Here is a 19,320-nt window from a genome sequence, read left to right as displayed (position 1 = left end):
AGTGGATTCAGGCCAGCGCATAGGCGGGTTCAGCCTCGGTCTTGCGCTGGCGCAGCGTGGGAAGGCCGACGCCTGCGGCGTCGAAGCCGCCGTCGACAGCCACGACCTGGCCGTTGACGAAGCTGGCACCCGGGCTGCACAGGAAGCCGACGACCTCCGCCATCTCCTCGGTGGTGCCATAGCGGTTCAGGGGAATCGCGTCGTAGTAGTCGGAGCGGATCGCCACGCTGTGCACGAGCTTTGCCATCTCGGTCTCGACCGGGCCGGGGGCGATGACGTTCACGCGCACGCCCGCATTGCCGAGTTCGACCGCGTGCTGCTTGGTCATGTGGATGAGGGCGGCCTTGCTGGTGCCGTAAGCCACGCGCAGCGTGCTGGCCCGAAGGCCCGAGATCGAGGCGACGTTGACGATGGCGCCGCCGCCGTTCTTTGCCATCATCGCGCCGAAAGCCTGCGTGCAGAGAAACGCGCCATCGAGGTTGGTCGCCATCACTTCGCGCCATTCCTTGAAGGACGTTTCCAGCGCCGGCTTGAAGACGGCCACGCCTGCGTTGTTGACCAGCGCATCCACACGGCCGAAGCGGCCTGTGATGGTCGTCACGGCGCGGTCGACCTGAGAGGGGTCGGAGACGTCGCAATGGAGGCCGACGACGTCGTCAGGACGTGCGATTTCGGCGATCGCGCTGTCGAGTGTGGCGCTGTCGCGGTCGAGCAGTACGACCTTGTAATCGTGGCGGAGAAACCATTCGCCGACAGCGCGGCCGATGCCGCGGGCACCTCCGGTGACGACGGCGACGGGGGCTTGTGATGTTGTACTCATGATGATGTGTGTCGTTGGGTTTAAAGAAGGATTCAGGATTCGGAAGCCGGCAGCCACTCTTCGAGCGTCACCTCGAAGGTCACGCAGACCGGGTTGGCGCCGGGGACAAAGGGACCGCCGTAAACCAGGCCGTCGGCGTCGACGACAACGCCCGTCAGGGACGCCTGCAGCGAGCCGTCTTCCTGGGCACGGACCTCGCCGGCCAGGCTCACGATCTCGGCCGCAGGTCCGCGGATCACCTGACAGGAGCCGTCGGTATTGGCGAGGCAGGCGTCGATCAGGCTGCCCAGCGCGCCACGCACGAAGGCGTTGCGAAAGCCCTGGGCCAGGCAGAGCTTTTCCACGCTCTGGACCAGGTCCTCGTTGGGGGCGATGCGGCCATAGGCCACGCGCCCCATCTGGCCGCTCTCGATCAGTCGAATGTCAGGCATGTTGGATCTCCGTCTTGGGGCGCATCAATGGCATGTGGGTTTCCTCGTCGTAGCTGATGCGCAGGTCGAAGCCATCGAGGGAGGTGGCGACGACCGTCACGGGGTGCGCGCCGACGATGCATTGCTCGGTCAGCAGATGGCCGCCGCGCACCTTGCCGTCCGCCATGCGAAAGACCGCGTGACAGTGCACGACCGGCGCACCGGAAGGGGACTTGCCGAGCGTCGCGTTGCCGAAGATGAAGCGCGCGCCGCGCACCGAGTGCGGCTTGGTGTACGCGGCAACCACCCGCTTGGTGGCATCGGCGCGTGCCAGGCAGAAGCTCATCACATCGAGATCGCCGTCGATCAGCGTCATCGAAGCGTTGTGCACGGCGACCCTGGCCAACGCATCGACGATGCCGTCATGGAGCGAGGCGCCAGATGGAAGCGCAAGCCGGAAGTGACGGCCCTGGCTGGCGCACAGCGTCTCGATGCGCACGGCGCCGAAGGGGCCGGGATGAACGAAGGTGCGGGCCCGCGGCGGGGCCTGCATACGGTCTGACATGAATTTTGTCTCCTGCTACTTGTGGAAGCTTTTCCGGCAACGCCTGGTTTGCATGTCCGGTATGGGTGCAGTCTAGGTTTGCCGTTTCATTCAGAGAAATTTAGAATTCAGATCGATCGATACACAGGGCAAATCAATGGACATGCGTCACCTGCGCTGCTTCGTCGCCGTTTCGGAGGAAATGCACTTCGGGCGCGCGGCCGAGCGACTGCACCTCACCCAGCCGCCTGTGAGCCTGGCGATCAAGGAACTGGAGGAGGAACTGGGCGTCACCCTGCTGGAGCGAACCTCGCGCCGCATCGCCCTGACCCGAGCCGGGGAAGACGCACTGCGCGACGCGCGCGCCGTGCTTGCCGCGGCCGACACCATGCGCAAGCGCGCTCGGGAAGCCGCACAGGGATTGCTGGGCTCGCTCTCGCTCGGCTTCATCAGCCTGCCGGCCTATTCATTCCTTCCGCCGACGCTGCGCAACTTCACCGAGGACTACCAGCGCGTGAAAGTCTCGCTGCAGGAGGGCACGACCGACCAGATCATTGACGACGTCGAAAGCGGCCGACTCGATGTCGGCCTGGTGTTCAGGACGCCAGACCTGCCTGCGGCATTGAGCGCCCGGCTGGTTCACACGGAACCGCTGGTCGTCGCGTTGCCTGCTTCACATCCCATGGCCGGTGACAGTCGCATCGCACTGGAGAAACTGTCGAACGAACGCTTCCTCGGCTTCGAGCGTCACCTGGGGCCGATGATGTTCGACGCAATCGTTGCCACCTGCATGCGGCACGGCTTCAGTCCCAAGCTCTTCCCGGCGCGGCAGATGCACACCATCGTGAGCCTGGTCTCGGGAGGCATCGGCGTTGCCCTCGTCCCCGGCAGCGTGCAGGCCCTGCATCGCGAGGGGGTCGTCTACCGCGGCATGAAGGGCGAGAAAACCTTCGTCGAGACAGTCGTCGTCTGGCGCAAGTCCGACGACTCACCACTAGTGAGGGCGTTTGCGAGCTACCTCCCGAAGATCAAACAACAGGGACGATGATGACCAAGCAGTTGAGACGGGCGGCCCCAATGTCAGCAAGGAAGCCTGGACCGGGCAGCGACCAGGTACCGGGCGGCGGTTGCTGGCCGATCTGAGTCAGTCGCCAACGCCAGGTCTATGACCGCAATCGCTGCAAATTTGACGGAAGCGCTTGGTCGCGCTAGCCCGGCATCGCCAGATCTCCAAAGTACTTGCGGAAAGCTGGAGCATCACCCAGATTTGGACATGCCTCCTTCACTTCTCGAAGTAGCTCAGTTGCGAGATTCTTCGACGACTCTATCGATGTCTGTCTGAGTGTCTGAATAACTTTACTGCGGCAATTCTGGCGACGGCCATCAGCAAGCACTGCTCCGCATGTCACAATTTTTTCAATCAAGCCCGACTCCAGCATCGACCGAGAGGACTGCCGGCATTTCTCCAGATGCCGATTCCATCTCGATTCCCGATGCAGACACCGCGCATGATGCGATCAACCGACCAACGTTGCCGCCATGCGATGCCTGAGTTCCAAAAAGTTCGCGCGGACCGCATCGGCGAGCATGGGCAAGATCGGATTCGAATCGGCCTTTCGTTGCAACAACACGAGGAATTCGCCTGCGCTGGCACCCCGAAGGCTGCGAAACGAAACACCCGCCACGCCAAGCAGCGCGCATGAAGAGGGCACGAGCGCCACGCCAAGGCCTGCGCCCACCAGGTCGAGCACGCCATGCACGGTGCTCGCTTCATACCGAATGCGCGGGCTGAAGCCCGCCTTGGCGCACAGGTAGATCGACTGGTCGAAGTACGCCGGCCCCCGGTGCCGCGTGAAAGCGACGAAATCGTGATTCGCAAAGCTGCGCAGTTCCACCGGGTTGCCGGCGCGGCGGGCCTCTTGTGGCGTCAGCGCCAGGCAGAAGGGATCGGACATCTCGGCTGCGACCATCAGACGCGGATGGTGCGGCTTGGTGCGCGCGATCCCGGCATCGAGATGCCCCGCAGCTATCGCCTCGGCCTGTTCGCTGCTGATCATCTCGCGTAGCTCGATATGAAGGGCCGGATGCGCCTTCTTCAGAAGCCGGATGAGCTTCGGCAGCACGGTGCTGCTGGCGGAGGGCACAAAGCCGAGTGCCAAGTGGCCGCTGCTCGCGCTTCCCGTCACAGACTCCTTCATGCGTGAAGCCCGATCGAGCAGGTAGCGCGCTTCCGGTAGCAGGGATTCGCCCGCTGCTGTGAGGCGAACACCCTTGGGATGGCGCACAAAGAGCGCAGTGCCCATTTCCTCTTCAAGCTGCCGGATTTGCACGGACAGCGGCGGCTGCGCGATGAACAGCTTTTCGGCGGCCCGGCTCAGGTTGCCGGTCTCGGCCACGGCGACGAAATAGCGCAAGTGCCTCAGTTCCATCGTCATGTCGACTCCATATCCACAAGGTATAGAAACCATAGCTTATCGGTGTTTGGAATATCGAAGCTACGCGCCCAGAATTCGTTCATTCCTGGCGCTGATGCGCCGCCCACCCAACGGAGACACACAGATGAAGAAAACTTTTGCCCTGCTTGCGGGATGCGCATTTGGCCTGGCCGCCTCGGCCCAAAGCTGGCCCACCAAGCCGGTCAAGCTCGTCGTGCCGGCGCCGGCCGGCAGCTCGCTCGACTTCATCGCCCGCACGCTGGGCGACAAGCTGCGCGAACGTTGGAAACAGCCGGTGCTGGTTGAAAACAAGGCCGGCGCTGGCGGCATGCTGGGCATGACCGCGGTCGCCAAGGCCCCGGCCGACGGCTACACCCTGGGCATCGGCTTCAACGGGCCGATCGCCTTCGGCCCGCACATGTACAAGAAGATGGCATACGACCCCGCCAAGGATCTGCTGCCCATCGTGCTGACATCGTCCCAGCCCAATGTACTGGCGGTGGCGGCGAGCCACCCCGCGAAGACACTGCCTGAATTCGTTTCATGGGCGAAGAAGCAGGGCAACAAGATCAACTACGCCTCCGTCGGCGCAGGCAGCTCCTCGCACTTGACCATGGAATTGTTCAAGAGCACTGCGGGATTCGAGGCGACGCATGTGCCGTTTGCCGGTTCGCCACCGGCCGGCATTTCGGTGGCATCCGAAGAGACACAAGCGCTGTTCACCGTCGCCCCGGCGCTGCTGCCGCTGATCCAGGGCGGGCGCATCCGCCTGTTGGCGGCAACCAGCCTGAAGCGTACCGAGACCATGAAGGACCTGCCGACGGTCGCCGAGTCGGGCTATCCCGGCTTCGAAGCCTTGGCCTGGAACGGCCTCTTCACGGCCGCCGGCACGTCTCCGGATCTGGTGCGCCGGATCAATGCGGACGTCAACGAGGTGATGAAGGAGAAGGGCGTGCGCGAAGCCTTCGCCAAACAGGGCTTGATCATCGGCGGCGGCTCGCCCGATGAGTTCAAGACCTTCATAGCGGCCGAGAGCCTCAAGTGGGGCGCCATCATCACGAAGGTCGGCATCAGCATCGACTGATTCCGGAATCCACATCATGCAAGCCTTGCGCAAGACGCGCCCGGAAGCGGGCCTCGAACTGGTGGATGTTCCGGCGCCGCTGCTGGACGCGGGATCCACCGACGTGCTGGTGAAAGTCAGCGCCACTGGCATCTGCGGCAGCGACCTGCACGTGGACGACTGGACGCCCAGCTACGCCTTCATCACCCAGAGCATTCCGGTCACGATTGGGCACGAGTTCGTCGGCGTGGCGCAATCCGGGCCCCTCGCAGGCCAGCGCGTCGTGGTGCGTCCTTCGGTGACGTGCGGCGTGTGCGCCGCTTGCGAGGCAGGCGACCCTGATGGTTGTGAAAAGCGACGCGGCATCGGGATGACGCGCGATGGTGCCTTTGCACCCTGGGTCAAGGTACCGCTGCGCAACTGCGTACCCGTGCCCGACAGCGTGAGCGACGAGCTCGCAGCGCTCACCGAGCCGCTCACCATTTCCATGCAGGCGCTTCGCATCGCTGGCGACGTCGCCGGCAAGCGCGTGCTCGTCATGGGTCCCGGGACCATCGGCCAAGGCATCGCGGCGCTGGCGCGGCGGGCGGGGGCCAGGCAGGTGGTCGTCAGTGGCTTCGACGACGCTGCCCGATTCGATGCATTGCGTCGCATGGGCTTCGCAGCCTTGGTCGATGTGGCGAGGCAATCGCTCGCCGAAGGCTGCCGTGAGCACACGGCCGGAGAGTCATTCGACGTGATCTTTGAAGCGACGGGCGTGCCCGAGACCGTCACGGAATGCCTGGCGCTTCTGAGGCGAAATGGCATCGTCGTTGTGACTGGCATTCACGCTCGCCCGCTGGCGCTCGACCTCACGCCGATGGTGCGCAACCAGCAGCAATTGCGCGGCTCCTTCCGTCCACCCGAGTCCGATTGGCCGCTGGCCCTTGAACTGATCGGCGAGATGGATGAGGTCATGCGCCCGATGGTCAGTCATGTCTTGCCCTTGTCGCAAGCCGCAGAGGGGTTCGCACTGGCGCATGCCAAGTCAGCGAGCAAAGTGCTGCTGAAGCCGGGTCCATGCGATGAATGAGATCGTGGCCGCCGCAGGTGCCGTCCTGGCACTCTGGAACGACGTTGCGCCCGAGTTGGATGCGGAATACAACGCCTGGCATGCCGACGAACACGTGCCTGAACGCCTGACTGTGCCGGGGATGCTGTGGGGCCGGCGCTATCGCCGCCTGGGCGATGGCATTGCACCGCGCTACCTGACGATCTATGGCATGCGGGATGCGCGTGTGGTGGAGAGCGAGGCCTACCGTGCACTGCTGAGCGACCCAACGCCCATGAGCGCTCGCATGCGTCCACATCTTTGCAACTTGTCGCGTTGGGTCTGCGACGTTCGCGAGTCGCAAGCGTTCGGTTCGTCCACCAACATGGCGGTGTGGACCGTCCATGCGGAATCCGTCGCGCGCTTGCGCGCGGCAGATCGCGCTTCCAACGATGGTTTGCTGCTCGCCCGGAGGTCGCGCGATGCAGCACCCCTGCCGTGGCTTCAAGGCGGCCAGGCGCATGCGATCGAGGGCAGTTGGCTCGTGGCGGTCGGCCTGCCAGGCGAAGCCGTGGCTGTACCGGCACCGGTCCCGGACGCGACCTTGTACAGCCTCCTTCGACCGCCTCAATCGGCGCTATGAAAGGCTCGCCAACTCGCCGGCCACCAGTTCGAGAAATGTCTGTCCGAGTTGCGAGGGTGGCCGGTTGACGTTGGTCACGCTGTAGATCGCGAAATTCGGCGCGTCCGGGATCTTGAGCAACTCAAGATTCTCGGAGCGATGCGCGCGTGCAGACAAGTTGTCCACGAATGCGACGCCCGCTCCGCTGGCGGCCATGGCGCAGGCCGCATAGCCCGAGCGCACCTCCACCGCCACCTGCCGTGCGATGCCGAACTTTTCAAGCCAGGCATCGATGACGCGGCTCTGCGGTGCTTCAGGGCTGTAGACGACCAGGCGCTGCTGCAAGGCCGTGGCCAGGTCGAACTTCCTGGCCAGCAAGGCGTGGCCCTTGGGCACGACACACTGGAGCGTCCAACGCCCGATCTCGCGGACATCCAGAACCGGGTGGTCCAGCGGAGCGCTCGAGATCGCAACGTCTGCCTCTTCGGCAACCAGCGTCTGCACGATCTCGCGGGTCGGCAGGGACTCGAAGAACACCTTGGAATGGCTGAATCGCTCGAGCAGCTTCGCCGTAGCAACCGGGACGAGCTGGAGCGCCGTATTGGCGCTCGACAACACCCGCAGCGTGGCATGGTCGCCAAAGCGCAAGTGGGTCGCCACGTTCTGCACATGCAGGACGCCGCGGTACACCTTGTCGACTTCAGCTTGCAAGGTATGCGCCTCCGGCGTTGCGACGAGGCGCGAGTTGCGACGTTCGAAGAGTGTCACGCCCAACTGGATTTCAAGGTGCCGGATGAGCCGGCTGACCCCCGGCTGAGAGACGTGCAGCAGCCTGGCCGCGTTGGTTGTTGAGCCGGTTGTCATCACGGCGCGAAAGACTTCGATCTGGCGCAGATTCACGCTTGGCACCTACTACATGTTGTTCGGTGAAAACCCTGTGCAAGAACACCATGTTATAGCCTGCGCCCTGATTGGTATTGGACCCGCGCGGCATGAATTCCTAGCATCGATGCCATTCACAACATCCTTGCAAAGAGACAGACCATGACTCCGATCCTCCGCCCCTTGTCCAAAGGCCTCTTCGTCGCGGCTGCCGCGTTGGCACTGTGCACCGCGCAAGCACAGACCTATCCCACCAAGCCCGTGTCCCTGGTCGTCGGCTTTGCGGCGGGCGGCTCGGCCGACAACCTCGCGCGACTGCTGGCGCAAAAGCTCGGCAGCGCGCTCGGGCAACCGGTGATCGTCGACAACAAGCCGGGCGCGGGCGGCACCATTGCAACGGCGGCGGTCGCTGCGTCGAAGCCGGATGGGTACACGCTGCTGATGGTCACCAGCGGCCATGCAGGCAGTGCAGCGCTGTACCCCAAGCTCAGCTATGACACGCAGAAGAGCTTTGAGCCCGTCGCCAAGGTCGGCGCATCGCCCGTCGTGATCGTGGCTCCGGCATCGGCGCCCTACAAGCAATTGAAGGACGTGATCGATGCGGCTCGCAAGAGTCCCGGCAAGCTCAACTACGCAGCCGGTGGTGGCGGCGCGACGACCACCAGCCTCGCGGCAGAATTCTTGAAGAACGAAGCGAAGATCGACATGGTCATGGTGCCGTACAAGGGCTCCGGCCCGGCGCTGACGGCGCTTCTGTCGGGCGAGGTCGATCTGGGCTTCGACATTCCGTCCAGCGCACTGCCCCACATCAAGGCAGGGAAGCTGCGTCCGCTTGCGGTGACCACGAAAACGCGCTCGAGCGTGCTGCCCGATGTGCCCACGGTTGCGGAGCAGGGCATGTCGGGGTTCGAGGTGACCGGTTGGTTTGGCGTCCTCGCGCCCGCCGGCACGCCCACCGCGGTGGTGGCGCGCCTGAACAAGGAAATCAACGCGGTACTGAGCGATCCGGAGACGAAGACCAAGCTGCAAGCTATGGGCGTCGAAGGCGCTCCGGGCAGCCCCGCCGAGTTCGGCAAGCTGATCGCCAGCGAGACGCAGCGCTACGGCGACGCGATCCGCAAGCTCGGCATCAAGGCGGAGTGAGCCGCAACATGAACGCCACTGAACGAAGCGCCGATGTCGTCATCATCGGCGGCGGCCTGGGCGGCGTGTCCGCCACGCTGGCGGCCGCACGGCTGGGGTCGAAGGTCATCCTGGTGGAGGAGCTCGATTGGCTCGGCGGCCAGTTGACTTCGCAAGCTGTTCCGCCCGACGAATATCCCTGGATCGAGTACCTGACGGCCTCGCAGAGCTACGCCACGTTTCGCGAGACGATCCGCAACTACTACCGGCGACACATGCCGCTGACGGATGCAGCGCGCATGCGCGTCCGGCTCAACCCCGGGCAAGGCAACGTCAGTTCGCTGTGCCACGAACCGTGGGTTGCGGTGAAGGCGATCGACGAATTGCTGGCGCCGCACGTTGCGGCCGGCCGCGTGACCGTGCTGCGCAAGCATCGCCTGCTCAAGGCCGAGACCGATGGAGATCGCATCCGCGCTGTGCATGTGCGCGACCTGGATGCCGACACGGAGCTTGTGCTGATCGCCCCCATCTTTGTCGATGCCACGGAGATCGGCGACCTGGTCGAGATGGCCAAGGTCGAACATGTGTTCGGTGCGGAAGCGCAGTCGCGGACGAACGAACTGCACGCGTTGCCCGAAGCGGATCCGTTCGACCAGCAGGCCATCACCTGGTGCCTCGCCGCAGACTACCTGCCCGACGAGGACCATACGATCGAAAAGCCCGCCGATTACGAACGGCTCAAGACACTGCAACTCGATTGCTGGCCGGGCCCGCAGTTGAGCTGGACACTGAGTGACTTCGTCACGCACCAGCCGCGGGAGCGGCCCCTATTCGTCGGACCCACCGACACCGACTCGCTCTACGACCTGTGGCATGCGCGGCGCATTGCCTATCGGCAGAACTTCGAGACTGGCAGCTACACCAGCGACATCACGCTGGCGAACTGGCCTCAGATGGACTATTGGGAGAAGCCGGTCGTTGGCGTGTCGCCCGAGGCGCAGGCCCTGGCCCTGGAAGAATCGCGGCAGTTCAGCCTGGCCTTCTTTTACTGGATGCAGACCGATGCACCGCGCCACGACGGCGGCCATGGCTACCGTGGATTGAGGTTGCGTGGAGACGTCCTGGGCACGGCAGACGGATTGGCCAAGCAGGCCTACTACCGCGAAGGGCGCCGCATCAACGCGGAGTTCACGGTGCTGGAACAGCACATCGGCGTGGCGGCGCGACCGCGAGAGACTGGTGCGGAGCGGTTTGCAGACAGCGTGGGCATCGGCGCCTATCGCATCGACCTGCACCCGAGTACGCGAGGACGCAACACGGTCGACATCGACTCGTTCCCTTTCCAGATCCCACTCGGCGCGTTGTTGCCGGTGCGGGTCGAGAACCTGTTGCCCGCCTGCAAGAACCTGGGAACCACGCGCATCACGAACGGCGCGTACCGTGAGCATGCGACCGAATGGAGCATCGGCGAAGCAGCCGGCACATTGGCGGCGTTCTCCCTCGCGCGCAAGCAACCGTTGCGCGCAGTGCGCGCCGACAAGGACATGCTCGGGGACTTCCAGCGCACGCTTGAACTGCAAGGTGTACTGCTGGCGTGGCCAAGTTTCGGTGCGTTGACGCCAGTTCAGCGCGTGGGCTACAAGCATGCCGATCGCTGACGTTCCAGGCCTCGCCACGCGCAGCTTGGAGGAGTCCGAGCGCGAGGCCTCGAACGACTGCTTTGGCCAGCATTGCAGAAGGCGTCAATCGCGAGTCGAAATTCTGCTCAAGGCCGTGACCCTGCTTGCATGGTTCAAGTGAGCTGACTTTTAGTCAACGCAAGTTCGATCGCCTGCTCGCGCGTGATTTGCGCTCCCGCGTTGCATTCGTGCTTGAAAGCAGAGTCGCCCAGCGCAGCCCGAATGCGCAAGAACGCCGCTTCGTAGGCTCGCTGCACGCGGCCGGACAGTTCGGGCAGCACCACGGCAGGTGCGCCTTCGGCACGGGTGCCATTGAGCGCGCCCGCCAACCGAGCCGCGATCGTCCATTGCTCGCACGCGACGTAGGCGATCAAGAGGTTGGCCAGGCCGCTGGTGATCCATCGAGACGTCGGGTAGTTGCGATGCAGCGACAGGCTCTCCCTGAAGAGCTCGAGCGCCCGGATAGCGTCGCCCTGATGGAGCGCCAGGTAGCCCAGTTGAACCAGACTGCCAGCGATGTCGAATTTCGCATCGATGGCGCGGTACAGGGCCAGGCTTTCGGCCAGCAACTTGCCGGCCCGCTCATGCTGGCCGCGCCGGCTTGCGACTTTTCCCAACAGGGCATGGCAGTGGCCGCTGTACCTGCGGCTATGGCCGAGCCTGGCGTTCGCCGCTTCACAGTCGCGCACCATCGCCTCGACCGCGTCGTCACGCCCCATCAGCATCTCGTAGCCGGCATGGCAGATCAGGCATTGGATGGTCAGCATCGCCTGTTCCCAGGGGTCCTGGATGCCGCGTCCGATACGCAGGCTTTCGGTGAACAACTCGGCCGTGGCGGGGTCGCGCTTGCGGCTGTCCACGTAGGCCAGCCCCGTCAGCGCCCAGGCCACGCCGCTGTCGGAGTCCAGCGCGCGCGACGTGGCCAGGCACTCTTCGAAGTGTCGCCGCGCCGCGGGTGGATCGAAGTTGCTCAGCAGCATCCCGGCGACGTAGAGCGAGTGGGCACGCTGCAAGGCGGCAGATCCGTCCTCGCCGGCCTGCATCGACAAGCGTTCGATCCAGCCAATGATCTCTTTCCAGTGCAGGTTGTGATACCAGAAGCCGTGCAAGGCATTGACAAGACGCAGCCCAAGTTCGGCATGGCCCGGTTCGAGCGAACAGGTCAACGCGGCGCGGAGGTTGTCGAGTTCGGATTCGGCCCGGGCATTCCATTGCCGCTCCTCAAGACCCACCAACTTGCTGCGGATGGCTTCGGCAAACCCGACGAAATGTTGGAGATGCCGCCGGCGAAGCGCAGCGGCCTCGCCGGAAGCGAGCAGTTTCTCCAGCCCATACTGGCGAATCGTCTCCAGCATCCGGTAGCGCGGCCCGCTCGATGGGTCATCGAACGCCACCAGCGACTTTTCGACCAGTTGCGTCAGCAGGTCCAGGATGTCTTCGATTGCCAGGCCGTCCCCGCTGCACGTCGCTTCGGCGGCTTCCAGGGTCCAGCCGCCGGCAAATACCGAGAGCCGCCTCAGCAACGCGCGTTCGGGCTCCGTCAGAAGATCGTGGCTCCAGTCGATGAGTGAGCGCAGCGCCTGGTGTCTCGGCGGTGCGGTTCGGTTGCCGCGCGTCAGAAGCCCGAAGCGGTCGCGCAGCCGCTCAGCCACCTGCTCCACGCGCATCGCTGCCACGCGCGCCGCCGCGAGTTCCAGCGCCAACGGGATGCCGTCGAGTTGATGACACAGCAGCGCCACCGCGGCGGCGTTTTCCGATATCAACCGGAACGCTGGAGACGCGGCAGTGGCGCGTTGCACGAACAGGCGGGTCGCGGGATAGTCCATCAGCTCATCGGGCGATGGTTCGGCATCGGGCACCGCCGCGCGCAGCGAGGGCATGCGCCAGACCCGTTCGCCATCGATGCCTAAGGCTTCCCGGCTGGTCGCCAGCGTCCGCGTTCTGGCGCTGGTGCGCAGCACCGTATCCGACCACTGCGCACAGGCGTCGATGACGTGTTCGCAGTTGTCCAGCACGATCAGCAGTTCGCGATGGCGCAGGAAGTCGAGCAAGGTGTCGATGAGCGGACGGCCGGGTTCCTCATGCACGCCGAGCACGCCGGCCACCGTGCGCGTCACCAGCGACGGGTCGGCGACAGGCGCCAGCGCCACGAACCACACGCCATCCTTGAAGTTCCCAAGGACGGTGTCGGCGACTTCGAGGGCAAATCGCGTCTTGCCGACACCACCGGCGCCTACCAGCGTGAGGAGGTGAGTACCCGCCAGCAGGTCCAGCACCGTGGCGAGTTCAGCTTCGCGCCCGATCAGGGCGGTGGGGCTCAGTGGCAGGTTGTGCTGCAGGCCGGTGCGCGCGGCGAGCGCCGGTGGCGCGATCGTTTCGCCGTCCAGCACCATGGCAAACCGATAGCCACGCCCCGGCACCGTTGCGACCACCGCAGCGCCGAGCACCTTGCGCAGCGCCGCGACCTGCTGGCGCAGGTTGTTCTCCTCCACGACGAGGCCAGGCCAGACGAGATCGAACAGTTCGTCCCGGCTCACCACGCGGTCACGCCGCTCGATCAGCGCGACCAGCGTGTCGAATGCACGGGCGCCGATGTTGGCGTCCTCGCCGTCGGCCAGCAATAGACGTTGCGCGGGCCGCACCTCGAATCGGCCGAATCGAAAGCGCTGGACGGTGGAATTCATCGGTTGAAGCGGTTGAGTGCTGCCTCACAACCCGGTCGAGATTCACAAGGATTCACGCCGGCTTCATCGCGTCGGCGGCGCGGGCACAAGACACTGAAGTTCATCCCGGCAGCAAAGCCCGGCCAACCCACAGAGGAGAACGACATGACCGCCAACTTCGACCAGGCTTTCGTGGAACTGGACCGCGATTTGTTCGTCCGCATTGTGGATGCTGTCGGCTCCAGCGTCACGTGCATCAGCGGGTGCCTCTGGATCACCCGGGACGGTTCCCTCAAGGACGTCGAACTCGAGCCTGGCGAACGGTATCTCGTGGAGGACGCGGCCAGGGTCATCGTGACGGGATTCGGCCCCAGTCTGGCGCGGTTGTCGCACCCGCAGGTGCAACATCGGCCTGCCAGGCCCCTCGGCTCATTGCTGCGGGGCTGGCGACGTCGCCTCGAAGTCGTTTGAAGCGGTCAACTGCTTTTTCCAGGTTCAGCTTGCAGGAGCGGATGCGCTGCTGTGGCATGGCCACGCTCTGGTTGGGTGGCGCTGGGCCGAAGCCGGCGCCGACGTGGTGCTCGGCGGCCCACATCCACATCGCCTTACGTGGCGCCGCTGCGTCCAGAGGTCGTGGCGCTGTCGGCAACAGCGCTGGGACTGGAAGGCGAAGTCCGGGAGCTTGAGGCTGTGCTCGAAGTGCCCTTGAACCGCGGCCCGTCATGAAGGACGGCTGGCTCCAGGGGACCTGCCTCGGGCAAGCGTTCGCGCAGGGTTCGCAGGCTGGAATCTAGGCGCCGCACCGCGAGCACCCAGCCGAGCAGCACGCCGCCCACGCCCACGCCACCCAGCACGACACTCAGGTCGCCACCGATCGCACCCCCGATCGAATACACAATCATCACCAGCGCGCCCACGCCGGCGGAGAGCCATCGGGCGGCGGTCTCGACGAACCGGAATGCCCGCGCAGGGCGCCCGTGCTCGCGTGAAGGCGCCGTCATTCAGCCCTCCTGCGGCGCGCGCGGCCCATCGGCCAGGTTCTCGTCGAGCCGCTGGCCGATCGCCTCGACTTCCGAATTCAGCCGGGTCACGGCCAGCACCCAGCCGACCAGAATCAGCGCCAGCGCGAGGCCGATTGCGACCAGCAGCCACCCGCCGCTGCGACTGCTGATGCCAATTGCAGAGCAGGTAGTGAGCACGCCGATGCCGACCAGCACCGAGACCCACTTGCCCGTCACTTCGATGGCCCGCAGCAGTCCGCGCCGGACTGCGGCCAGCACGCGCGCGCTCCGTGGCTGCTGCTCCGGCGGCGGCCGGATCTGCGCGCCGACAATGCGCTGGATCGGCTTGAGCGCCAGGCGCCCGTAGACGCGCCGCGCGCCGTAGGTCAGCACCAGGTACAACACGACGTGGGAACCGAACTTGATCATCTCGGCCAGGGCAACGGCGAGGGACGCTGTGCGGACCGGCGGAATGGGTACGTTCGCCGGGTCCTTGCGCACGATTGCCTCCTGTGCCTTGAGCTCAATGCGCTCTATGGCCGGCCGGATCGCCGCCTCGGCGGAGTCCCAGAACGCCTTCACCGGTGGCACGCCGAAGCTGGCGAAGAAGAGCAGGAGTACGAGCGCGGCGATGCTGTTGCGAAGACGTCGCCAGCGGCGTTCGAACTCGCGCTCCGCCAGCCAGCGGTCGCGCGCCGCCTTGCTGGCAGCCAGAAAGGTCTGTGCCGGCACGATGTCTTCGTGCTGGTCGGCCGCCCATGCCGCGTTGGGCGCCTCGGCGGCCTGCCAGTCGAGCGCGGTCTGCAGATCGGGGTCGCGGTACAGGCCCGACTTGCCATTGCGGTAGAGCCGCGCCGACTCAACCAGCCGCTTGAAGGTCTTGATCGACTCCACTTCCTCGGCCACCCACTGGCCGAGAAGCCGCCATTGGCGGATCAGGCTCTCGTGCGAGATGTCGATCACCGGGTCGGCGCCCGGCCGCTCTTCCGACACCACCAGGAACAGGCGGCCGTCGGTGCGGAACCGCTCCACGATGGCAAGGATGCGGGCCGGCTCGGCGCGGCAGCGCGCGGCGATGGCGGCCAGCCTTGCCGGCCGCCGTATCCCGCGGTTCGTCGAGTCCACCGTGGTCAGGGCCTGGAACAGGCCCCGGGTCAGCTGCAGTTCGTCCTTGCTCATGCCCTCCAGCGCGGCATCGGCGTCGCGCGACAGCGCCATCTTGATGGTGCCCACGCTTTCGTAATGCTCGATGTCGACCGGCCCTTGCGCAACCAGTGCCCACGCGTCCCAGGTGCGCATGAGCGCGTGCTGCAGCACCGGCAGGTCGTCGCGACTGTCGATGGTCTCGTTGAGCAGGCGATCGCTCAGTCGCGCCGCGATCTCCTGTCGGTACAGCCGTATCGGGCCTTCGATGGCATCGCGCCGCTGCTCGCGCGTGAGCCGCGGCACCAGATACTGGCCACGGTTCAGCACCTCGGGCAGGCCGACGAAGGCATCGCACTCGCCGAGAAAGTCCGAGCGCATGGTGATGACCACGTAGACCGGAACGGCGCGCTGCGCCGCCAGTTCGATCAGGATGGCGACGAAATCGCTCGCCTGGTCGCGCTCGTACTGCGGGGCGTCGTCTCCGACAAAGCGGAAGACTTCCTCAAACTGGTCCACCAGCAGCAGCAAGCTGGCGTCGCGCGCGGTCAGCGTGGCCGACAGCGCTTCGAGCACGGTCGCGGCGCGCCCTTCCCTGATGGCGGCAAGCAGTTCGGCCGTCCGTGCCTCGGGCACCGGCTCGCTGCTGCAGCTGCCCAGCACGCAGGCGGCCAGGTTGGCCAGCGGCGCGGTCCCGGGCTTCATCGTGCCGAGCAGCCAGACGTCACGCTCCTCGACCAGGAAACCCGCCTGCAGGACCGGTATGAGGCCGGCGCGCACGAGCGAAGATTTGCCGCAGCCGGAGCTCCCCACCACCGCCAGGAATCGCAGCGCGTGCAGTCGCCGCAGCAGTTCAGCCACCTGCTGGTGGCGGCCGAAGAAGAGCAGGGTCTCGTCGGCTTCGTACGGCCGCAACCCGACGAACGGATTCTGGCTATCGCCCATCTTCATGCCGGTACCCCGTCCGCGCCGCACAACGTGTCCACCGAACGCGCGGCGAGATCAGGACTGCCGCTGTTGTCGATGAGCTGCACCTGCACCGGCCCGCGCGCAAACCTCTCGGCGTCGCTCGCCTTGGCGGGCGGCACGATGAGGACGAAAAACGACTTCACTTGCAGGTCGTTGATGACGCTCATCTGCAGCGCCAGGCCGAGCCGGCGGCGCACCCAGGCTTCGCTCACTTGACCGAACAGGATGACGAGCGACGACACCTGGCGCAGCCGGCTTTCGAACGCTTCCAGGTTCTTGTTCGGGTCGTCTTCCTGCGGGTTGATGTAGGGCTGGATGCTGCGCCCGACGAGCAGCCTGCTCAGCTCGAGCGCATATAGCTGGTCTTTCAGGTGCGTGTCCAACAGCACGCTGCCGCGCGGCCCCGCCTGGGCTTCGGCGCGCTTGCGCAGCTGCGCCACCTTGTCAACGATCTGCGACACCAGCAGCGGGCGCGCCCCACGCACGAAATCGTGCCCCGAGCCTTCGCGTTCACCGTTCTCCAGGTTTTCGAGGATGCCGCGATAGGCTTCGTCCTCAACGGTTGGCGTGTCCAGGTCGCTCGGTACCCAGATGAGTTGCGAGCTGGCCCGCCCGCGCGCCAGTTCCAGCTGGCGCAGCGGGTAGGTCTGGCCATCGACGCCGTCGACCTCGCGCCCCGGCGTTTGGTCGAGCAGGTGCACGCTAAGCAACGCCTCCTGCGTGAGTTCCCGCACGCGGGCGTCGTGTGCTTCGGCCTCGTAGGGTGGCGGCACATTGGATGCGACGGCAAGGCCCTTGGTGCGCAGTTCGCTGACCAGCCGTCGCCGATGGCCGGCCAGTGCGTCGGAGACATCGGCGACGAAGACTCGCGGCCCCGCTGACGTCGACGCCGACGCCGCGGGTGCCGGTGCCGGAGCATGTGCCGCCGTTGCCTGCTCGAGCGCTGCGTGGAAGGCCTGGAGCGTCTGAATCAACGCCACGGTGAGCGCGTTCATCTGGCGCTTGAAGCGTAGCCGGTCTTCTTCCGGATCGGTCGGCTGGCCGAGCGCGCCGCTCGGGTCGTTAGGGTCGTCGGCGTCGTGGAAGGGGAAGCCGGAGCTGCGCCCGTACTCGACAGGCCAGCGCTCGGGCGGCAGCGGCGCCAGCAGCACGTTGCAGATGCGGGACGTATCGCCCACCCGCCCGCCTTGCGGTTCGGCCTCGGCCTTCGCATGGAACCAGCGCAACTCCTGCAGGCAGTAGTCGGAGGCCAGGTAGCCGTTTGATGTGATGGCCAGGAACAGCGCCGAGCCCTCCACCGCCGCCTTGATGGTGTTGTCGAAGAGCTGGTTGCCGTGCAGGCGCTTGTCGCGCCACAGCGTGATGACGCCAGCGCGCCCATGCTGCTTGGCTAGCGCGATCTCGAGCCGGTCGTGGAATTTATTGACCCACAGGTCGCCGAGGTTGTCGACATGGCTGTAGCTGACGAAGATGTCGAAAGCGAAGCCAGGAAGAAACGCCATGTCCACGCTCCTGTTGTGTCCGTCTCGTGCGCCGCCGCGCACGCGCTACGCCTACGGCCGGCAACCCAATATACGCCATACCTCCTGGGGGCGTGAACCCCCAGCCGGCGGCACGAACCTGCAATGTCGGCGGCCGCTGCGATGAAAGGCTGGCGCTTCGCGTTGCCGCTGCTGGTACCCGTGCTGGCGGCATTTGGATTCGCACATGGATACGACGGCGCGGCTCGCCTGGTCTTCGTTGTCTTCGGCGCGGCCGTCGTCCTGGATTTGCTTTGCCCGCGCCCGGCCACTGTCTCACCAGTGGCCGCGAGCGCTGGTGCGGCGGATGGAGCGGCTGTGACGGCTGCGATCACGACGACGCCAACGCGACCGTGGTGGCTCTGGCTCTGGCTGCCCACTCAGGCGGCGCTGCTGGCAGCGGCAGTGCACGCCGTCGGGCTTCCAGGCGTCGACATCGTGCAGGTCCTTCAGGATGCGCTCGCGGTGGGTCTGATCGGCGGCATGCTGGCCGCGCCGGCTGCGCATGAGCTGCTGCACGCCCGCTCGCGCTTCGAGCGCGGCATGGCCGAGCTTTTGCTGGTGCTCCTCGGTGCCAGCGCCTTCGGGGTGGAGCACGTCGGCGGCCATCACCGCCACGTGGCGACGGCGCGCGACAACGCCACAGCGCGCGCGGGCGAGTCGGTCTATGCGTTCTATTGCCGCGCCGTCTTCTCCGGCTGGCGGAGCGCCTGCCGCATCGAGGCGCGTCGCTTGCGCCGATTCGGCCATCGTGTTGCGGGCCCGGGCCACCGCGTGTTGCGAGGCTGGGTATTGACGTTCGCGCTCGGTGCCGGCGCGGCTGCATGGGCAGGGTGGCGCGGCGCCCTGTTCGTGGCCGTGCAGTGCGCGGTCGCGGTGCTCTGCATCGAGACGATCAACTACGTGCAGCACTACGGGCTGCTGCGCACGCGGCTTGCCGATGGGCATCACCGGCGTGCAGGCGCACGCGACGCGTGGAACGCCGAGCCGCCGGTGGGCAACAGCCTGTTGCTGAACCTGGGACACCACTCCAGGCATCACATGGAAAGCACGGTCCCGTTCCAGCGCTTGGCTATGGAAGCCGGTATGCCGATGCTGCCGACGGGCCTGCTTGGCATGTGCCTGCTGGCGCTGCTGCCGCCGCTGTGGTTCGGCGTCATGGACCCGCGGGTGCGCGCGTGGCAGCAAGCGGAGAACGCCGAAAAACCCTGCAGCCACTCCATCTCGCGCCGCAACGGGTAAGCCACGGGCCGTGGTGTCGAAGTCCACCTCGTCTCCGCTCAGACCCTACCCCCGCCGGGACCGGCCGCGCACCTTCACGCCGTGCGCCAGCCCGGGTGGCAGTTCGCCCATCGCGTGTGACGTCACCGCCGGTTGCAGCTTGCCGCACCCGGTGTAGCCGCCTTGCCAGCCGAGC

General features: G+C 65.8%; 17 protein-coding genes. 8 read left to right on the top strand and 9 right to left on the bottom strand.

From position 1 onward, the window contains the following. Window positions 1-7: 7 nt before the first annotated feature. From WKW82_RS18095 to WKW82_RS18085, 3 genes are read right to left on the bottom strand one after another with little or no spacing between them, the layout of a single operon-like run. Window positions 8-820, bottom strand: coding sequence for an SDR family NAD(P)-dependent oxidoreductase (locus WKW82_RS18095; RefSeq protein ID WP_340343711.1), 813 nt, complete (start codon window positions 818-820; stop codon window positions 8-10). Between the two features lie 32 nt (window positions 821-852). Next, window positions 853-1,251: a PPC domain-containing DNA-binding protein gene (locus WKW82_RS18090; RefSeq protein ID WP_340343710.1), complete on the bottom strand. Its 399-nt coding sequence runs from the start codon at window positions 1,249-1,251 to the stop codon at window positions 853-855. After that, window positions 1,244-1,795 (bottom strand): PCC domain-containing protein, encoded by a 552-nt coding sequence (locus WKW82_RS18085; protein WP_340343709.1) that lies wholly within the window; start codon window positions 1,793-1,795, stop codon window positions 1,244-1,246. Before WKW82_RS18085 ends, WKW82_RS18090 begins: the two co-directional genes overlap by 8 nt. Window positions 1,796-1,931: 136 nt before the next feature. On the opposite strand from WKW82_RS18085, the gene WKW82_RS18080 reads away from it, so the two are divergent. After that, the gene (locus WKW82_RS18080; protein WP_340343708.1) at window positions 1,932-2,822 is read left to right on the top strand and encodes a LysR family transcriptional regulator; all 891 of its coding nucleotides are present in this window, start codon (window positions 1,932-1,934) and stop codon (window positions 2,820-2,822) included. A 469-nt stretch (window positions 2,823-3,291) separates the two neighbouring features. Here the strand turns inward: WKW82_RS18080 and WKW82_RS18075 are convergent, their stop codons facing one another. Beyond that, the gene (locus tag WKW82_RS18075) at window positions 3,292-4,209 is read right to left on the bottom strand and encodes a LysR family transcriptional regulator (protein WP_340343707.1); all 918 of its coding nucleotides are present in this window, start codon (window positions 4,207-4,209) and stop codon (window positions 3,292-3,294) included. A gap of 124 nt (window positions 4,210-4,333) precedes the next feature. Here WKW82_RS18075 and WKW82_RS18070 point away from each other — a divergent pair, with 124 nt between their 5' ends. From WKW82_RS18070 to WKW82_RS18060, 3 genes are read left to right on the top strand one after another with little or no spacing between them, the layout of a single operon-like run. Beyond that, window positions 4,334-5,293 (top strand): Bug family tripartite tricarboxylate transporter substrate binding protein, encoded by a 960-nt coding sequence (locus WKW82_RS18070; protein WP_340343706.1) that lies wholly within the window; start codon window positions 4,334-4,336, stop codon window positions 5,291-5,293. A 16-nt stretch (window positions 5,294-5,309) separates the two neighbouring features. Then, the gene (locus tag WKW82_RS18065) at window positions 5,310-6,344 is read left to right on the top strand and encodes a zinc-dependent alcohol dehydrogenase (RefSeq protein ID WP_340343705.1); all 1,035 of its coding nucleotides are present in this window, start codon (window positions 5,310-5,312) and stop codon (window positions 6,342-6,344) included. After that, on the top strand, window positions 6,337-6,945 hold the full coding sequence (locus WKW82_RS18060; RefSeq protein WP_340343704.1) for a hypothetical protein: 609 nt from the start codon (window positions 6,337-6,339) through the stop codon (window positions 6,943-6,945). The genes WKW82_RS18065 and WKW82_RS18060 overlap by 8 nt, the downstream gene beginning before the upstream one ends. On the opposite strand, the gene WKW82_RS18055 is transcribed toward WKW82_RS18060, so the two are convergent. Next, a complete protein-coding gene (locus WKW82_RS18055; RefSeq protein WP_340343703.1) occupies window positions 6,940-7,824 on the bottom strand; it encodes a LysR family transcriptional regulator in 885 nt (294 codons plus the stop codon). The genes WKW82_RS18060 and WKW82_RS18055 overlap by 6 nt on opposite strands. Before the next feature lie 144 nt (window positions 7,825-7,968). Between WKW82_RS18055 and WKW82_RS18050 the strand changes: the two genes are divergently transcribed. Both WKW82_RS18050 and WKW82_RS18045 read left to right on the top strand, forming a co-directional pair. Then, window positions 7,969-8,949: a tripartite tricarboxylate transporter substrate binding protein gene (locus tag WKW82_RS18050; protein ID WP_340343702.1), complete on the top strand. Its 981-nt coding sequence runs from the start codon at window positions 7,969-7,971 to the stop codon at window positions 8,947-8,949. An 8-nt stretch (window positions 8,950-8,957) separates the two neighbouring features. Further along, entirely contained in the window at window positions 8,958-10,586 is a 1,629-nt protein-coding gene (locus tag WKW82_RS18045; protein ID WP_340343701.1) for an FAD-dependent oxidoreductase, read from the top strand. Window positions 10,587-10,720: 134 nt separating this feature from the next. On the opposite strand, the gene WKW82_RS18040 is transcribed toward WKW82_RS18045, so the two are convergent. Further along, on the bottom strand, window positions 10,721-13,291 hold the full coding sequence (locus WKW82_RS18040) for an ATP-binding protein (protein ID WP_340343700.1): 2,571 nt from the start codon (window positions 13,289-13,291) through the stop codon (window positions 10,721-10,723). Window positions 13,292-13,435: 144 nt separating this feature from the next. On the opposite strand from WKW82_RS18040, the gene WKW82_RS18035 reads away from it, so the two are divergent. Next, a complete protein-coding gene (locus WKW82_RS18035) occupies window positions 13,436-13,741 on the top strand; it encodes a DUF2917 domain-containing protein (protein WP_340343699.1) in 306 nt (101 codons plus the stop codon). Window positions 13,742-13,875: 134 nt separating this feature from the next. On the opposite strand, the gene WKW82_RS18030 is transcribed toward WKW82_RS18035, so the two are convergent. From WKW82_RS18030 to WKW82_RS18020, 3 genes are read right to left on the bottom strand one after another with little or no spacing between them, the layout of a single operon-like run. Next, window positions 13,876-14,271 carry a hypothetical protein gene (locus tag WKW82_RS18030; RefSeq protein ID WP_340343698.1) on the bottom strand — a complete coding sequence of 132 codons (396 nt, stop codon included), beginning with the start codon at window positions 14,269-14,271 and terminating at the stop codon, window positions 13,876-13,878. Continuing rightward, window positions 14,272-16,365, bottom strand: a complete 2,094-nt coding sequence (locus WKW82_RS18025) for an nSTAND1 domain-containing NTPase (protein WP_340343697.1) — start codon at window positions 16,363-16,365, stop codon at window positions 14,272-14,274. Continuing rightward, on the bottom strand, window positions 16,362-17,927 hold the full coding sequence (locus WKW82_RS18020; protein ID WP_340343696.1) for a TIR domain-containing protein: 1,566 nt from the start codon (window positions 17,925-17,927) through the stop codon (window positions 16,362-16,364). The genes WKW82_RS18025 and WKW82_RS18020 overlap by 4 nt, the downstream gene beginning before the upstream one ends. A 120-nt stretch (window positions 17,928-18,047) precedes the next feature. Between WKW82_RS18020 and WKW82_RS18015 the strand changes: the two genes are divergently transcribed. After that, window positions 18,048-19,145 carry a fatty acid desaturase gene (locus WKW82_RS18015; protein WP_340343695.1) on the top strand — a complete coding sequence of 366 codons (1,098 nt, stop codon included), beginning with the start codon at window positions 18,048-18,050 and terminating at the stop codon, window positions 19,143-19,145. The last annotated feature ends 175 nt before the right edge of the window (window positions 19,146-19,320 follow it).

The organism is Variovorax rhizosphaerae (assembly GCF_037889975.1).
GTDB lineage: Bacteria > Pseudomonadota > Gammaproteobacteria > Burkholderiales > Burkholderiaceae_C > Variovorax > Variovorax rhizosphaerae.
Note: the sequence above shows the minus strand (reverse complement) of the source record. Positions and strands in the feature narration are given on the sequence as shown.

Bases quoted from the DNA above. Each gene is read 5' to 3' on its own strand.
- WKW82_RS18095 (WP_340343711.1), bottom strand. From the start codon at position 820: ATGAGTACAACATCACAAGCCCCCGTCGCCGTCGTCACCGGAGGTGCC.
- WKW82_RS18090 (WP_340343710.1), bottom strand. From the start codon at position 1,251: ATGCCTGACATTCGACTGATCGAGAGCGGCCAGATGGGGCGCGTGGCC.
- WKW82_RS18085 (WP_340343709.1), bottom strand. From the start codon at position 1,795: ATGTCAGACCGTATGCAGGCCCCGCCGCGGGCCCGCACCTTCGTTCAT.
- WKW82_RS18080 (WP_340343708.1), top strand. From the start codon at position 1,932: ATGGACATGCGTCACCTGCGCTGCTTCGTCGCCGTTTCGGAGGAAATG.
- WKW82_RS18075 (WP_340343707.1), bottom strand. From the start codon at position 4,209: ATGACGATGGAACTGAGGCACTTGCGCTATTTCGTCGCCGTGGCCGAG.
- WKW82_RS18070 (WP_340343706.1), top strand. From the start codon at position 4,334: ATGAAGAAAACTTTTGCCCTGCTTGCGGGATGCGCATTTGGCCTGGCC.
- WKW82_RS18065 (WP_340343705.1), top strand. From the start codon at position 5,310: ATGCAAGCCTTGCGCAAGACGCGCCCGGAAGCGGGCCTCGAACTGGTG.
- WKW82_RS18060 (WP_340343704.1), top strand. From the start codon at position 6,337: ATGAATGAGATCGTGGCCGCCGCAGGTGCCGTCCTGGCACTCTGGAAC.
- WKW82_RS18050 (WP_340343702.1), top strand. From the start codon at position 7,969: ATGACTCCGATCCTCCGCCCCTTGTCCAAAGGCCTCTTCGTCGCGGCT.
- WKW82_RS18045 (WP_340343701.1), top strand. From the start codon at position 8,958: ATGAACGCCACTGAACGAAGCGCCGATGTCGTCATCATCGGCGGCGGC.
- WKW82_RS18040 (WP_340343700.1), bottom strand. From the start codon at position 13,291: ATGAATTCCACCGTCCAGCGCTTTCGATTCGGCCGATTCGAGGTGCGG.
- WKW82_RS18035 (WP_340343699.1), top strand. From the start codon at position 13,436: ATGACCGCCAACTTCGACCAGGCTTTCGTGGAACTGGACCGCGATTTG.
- WKW82_RS18030 (WP_340343698.1), bottom strand. From the start codon at position 14,271: ATGACGGCGCCTTCACGCGAGCACGGGCGCCCTGCGCGGGCATTCCGG.
- WKW82_RS18025 (WP_340343697.1), bottom strand. From the start codon at position 16,365: ATGAAGATGGGCGATAGCCAGAATCCGTTCGTCGGGTTGCGGCCGTAC.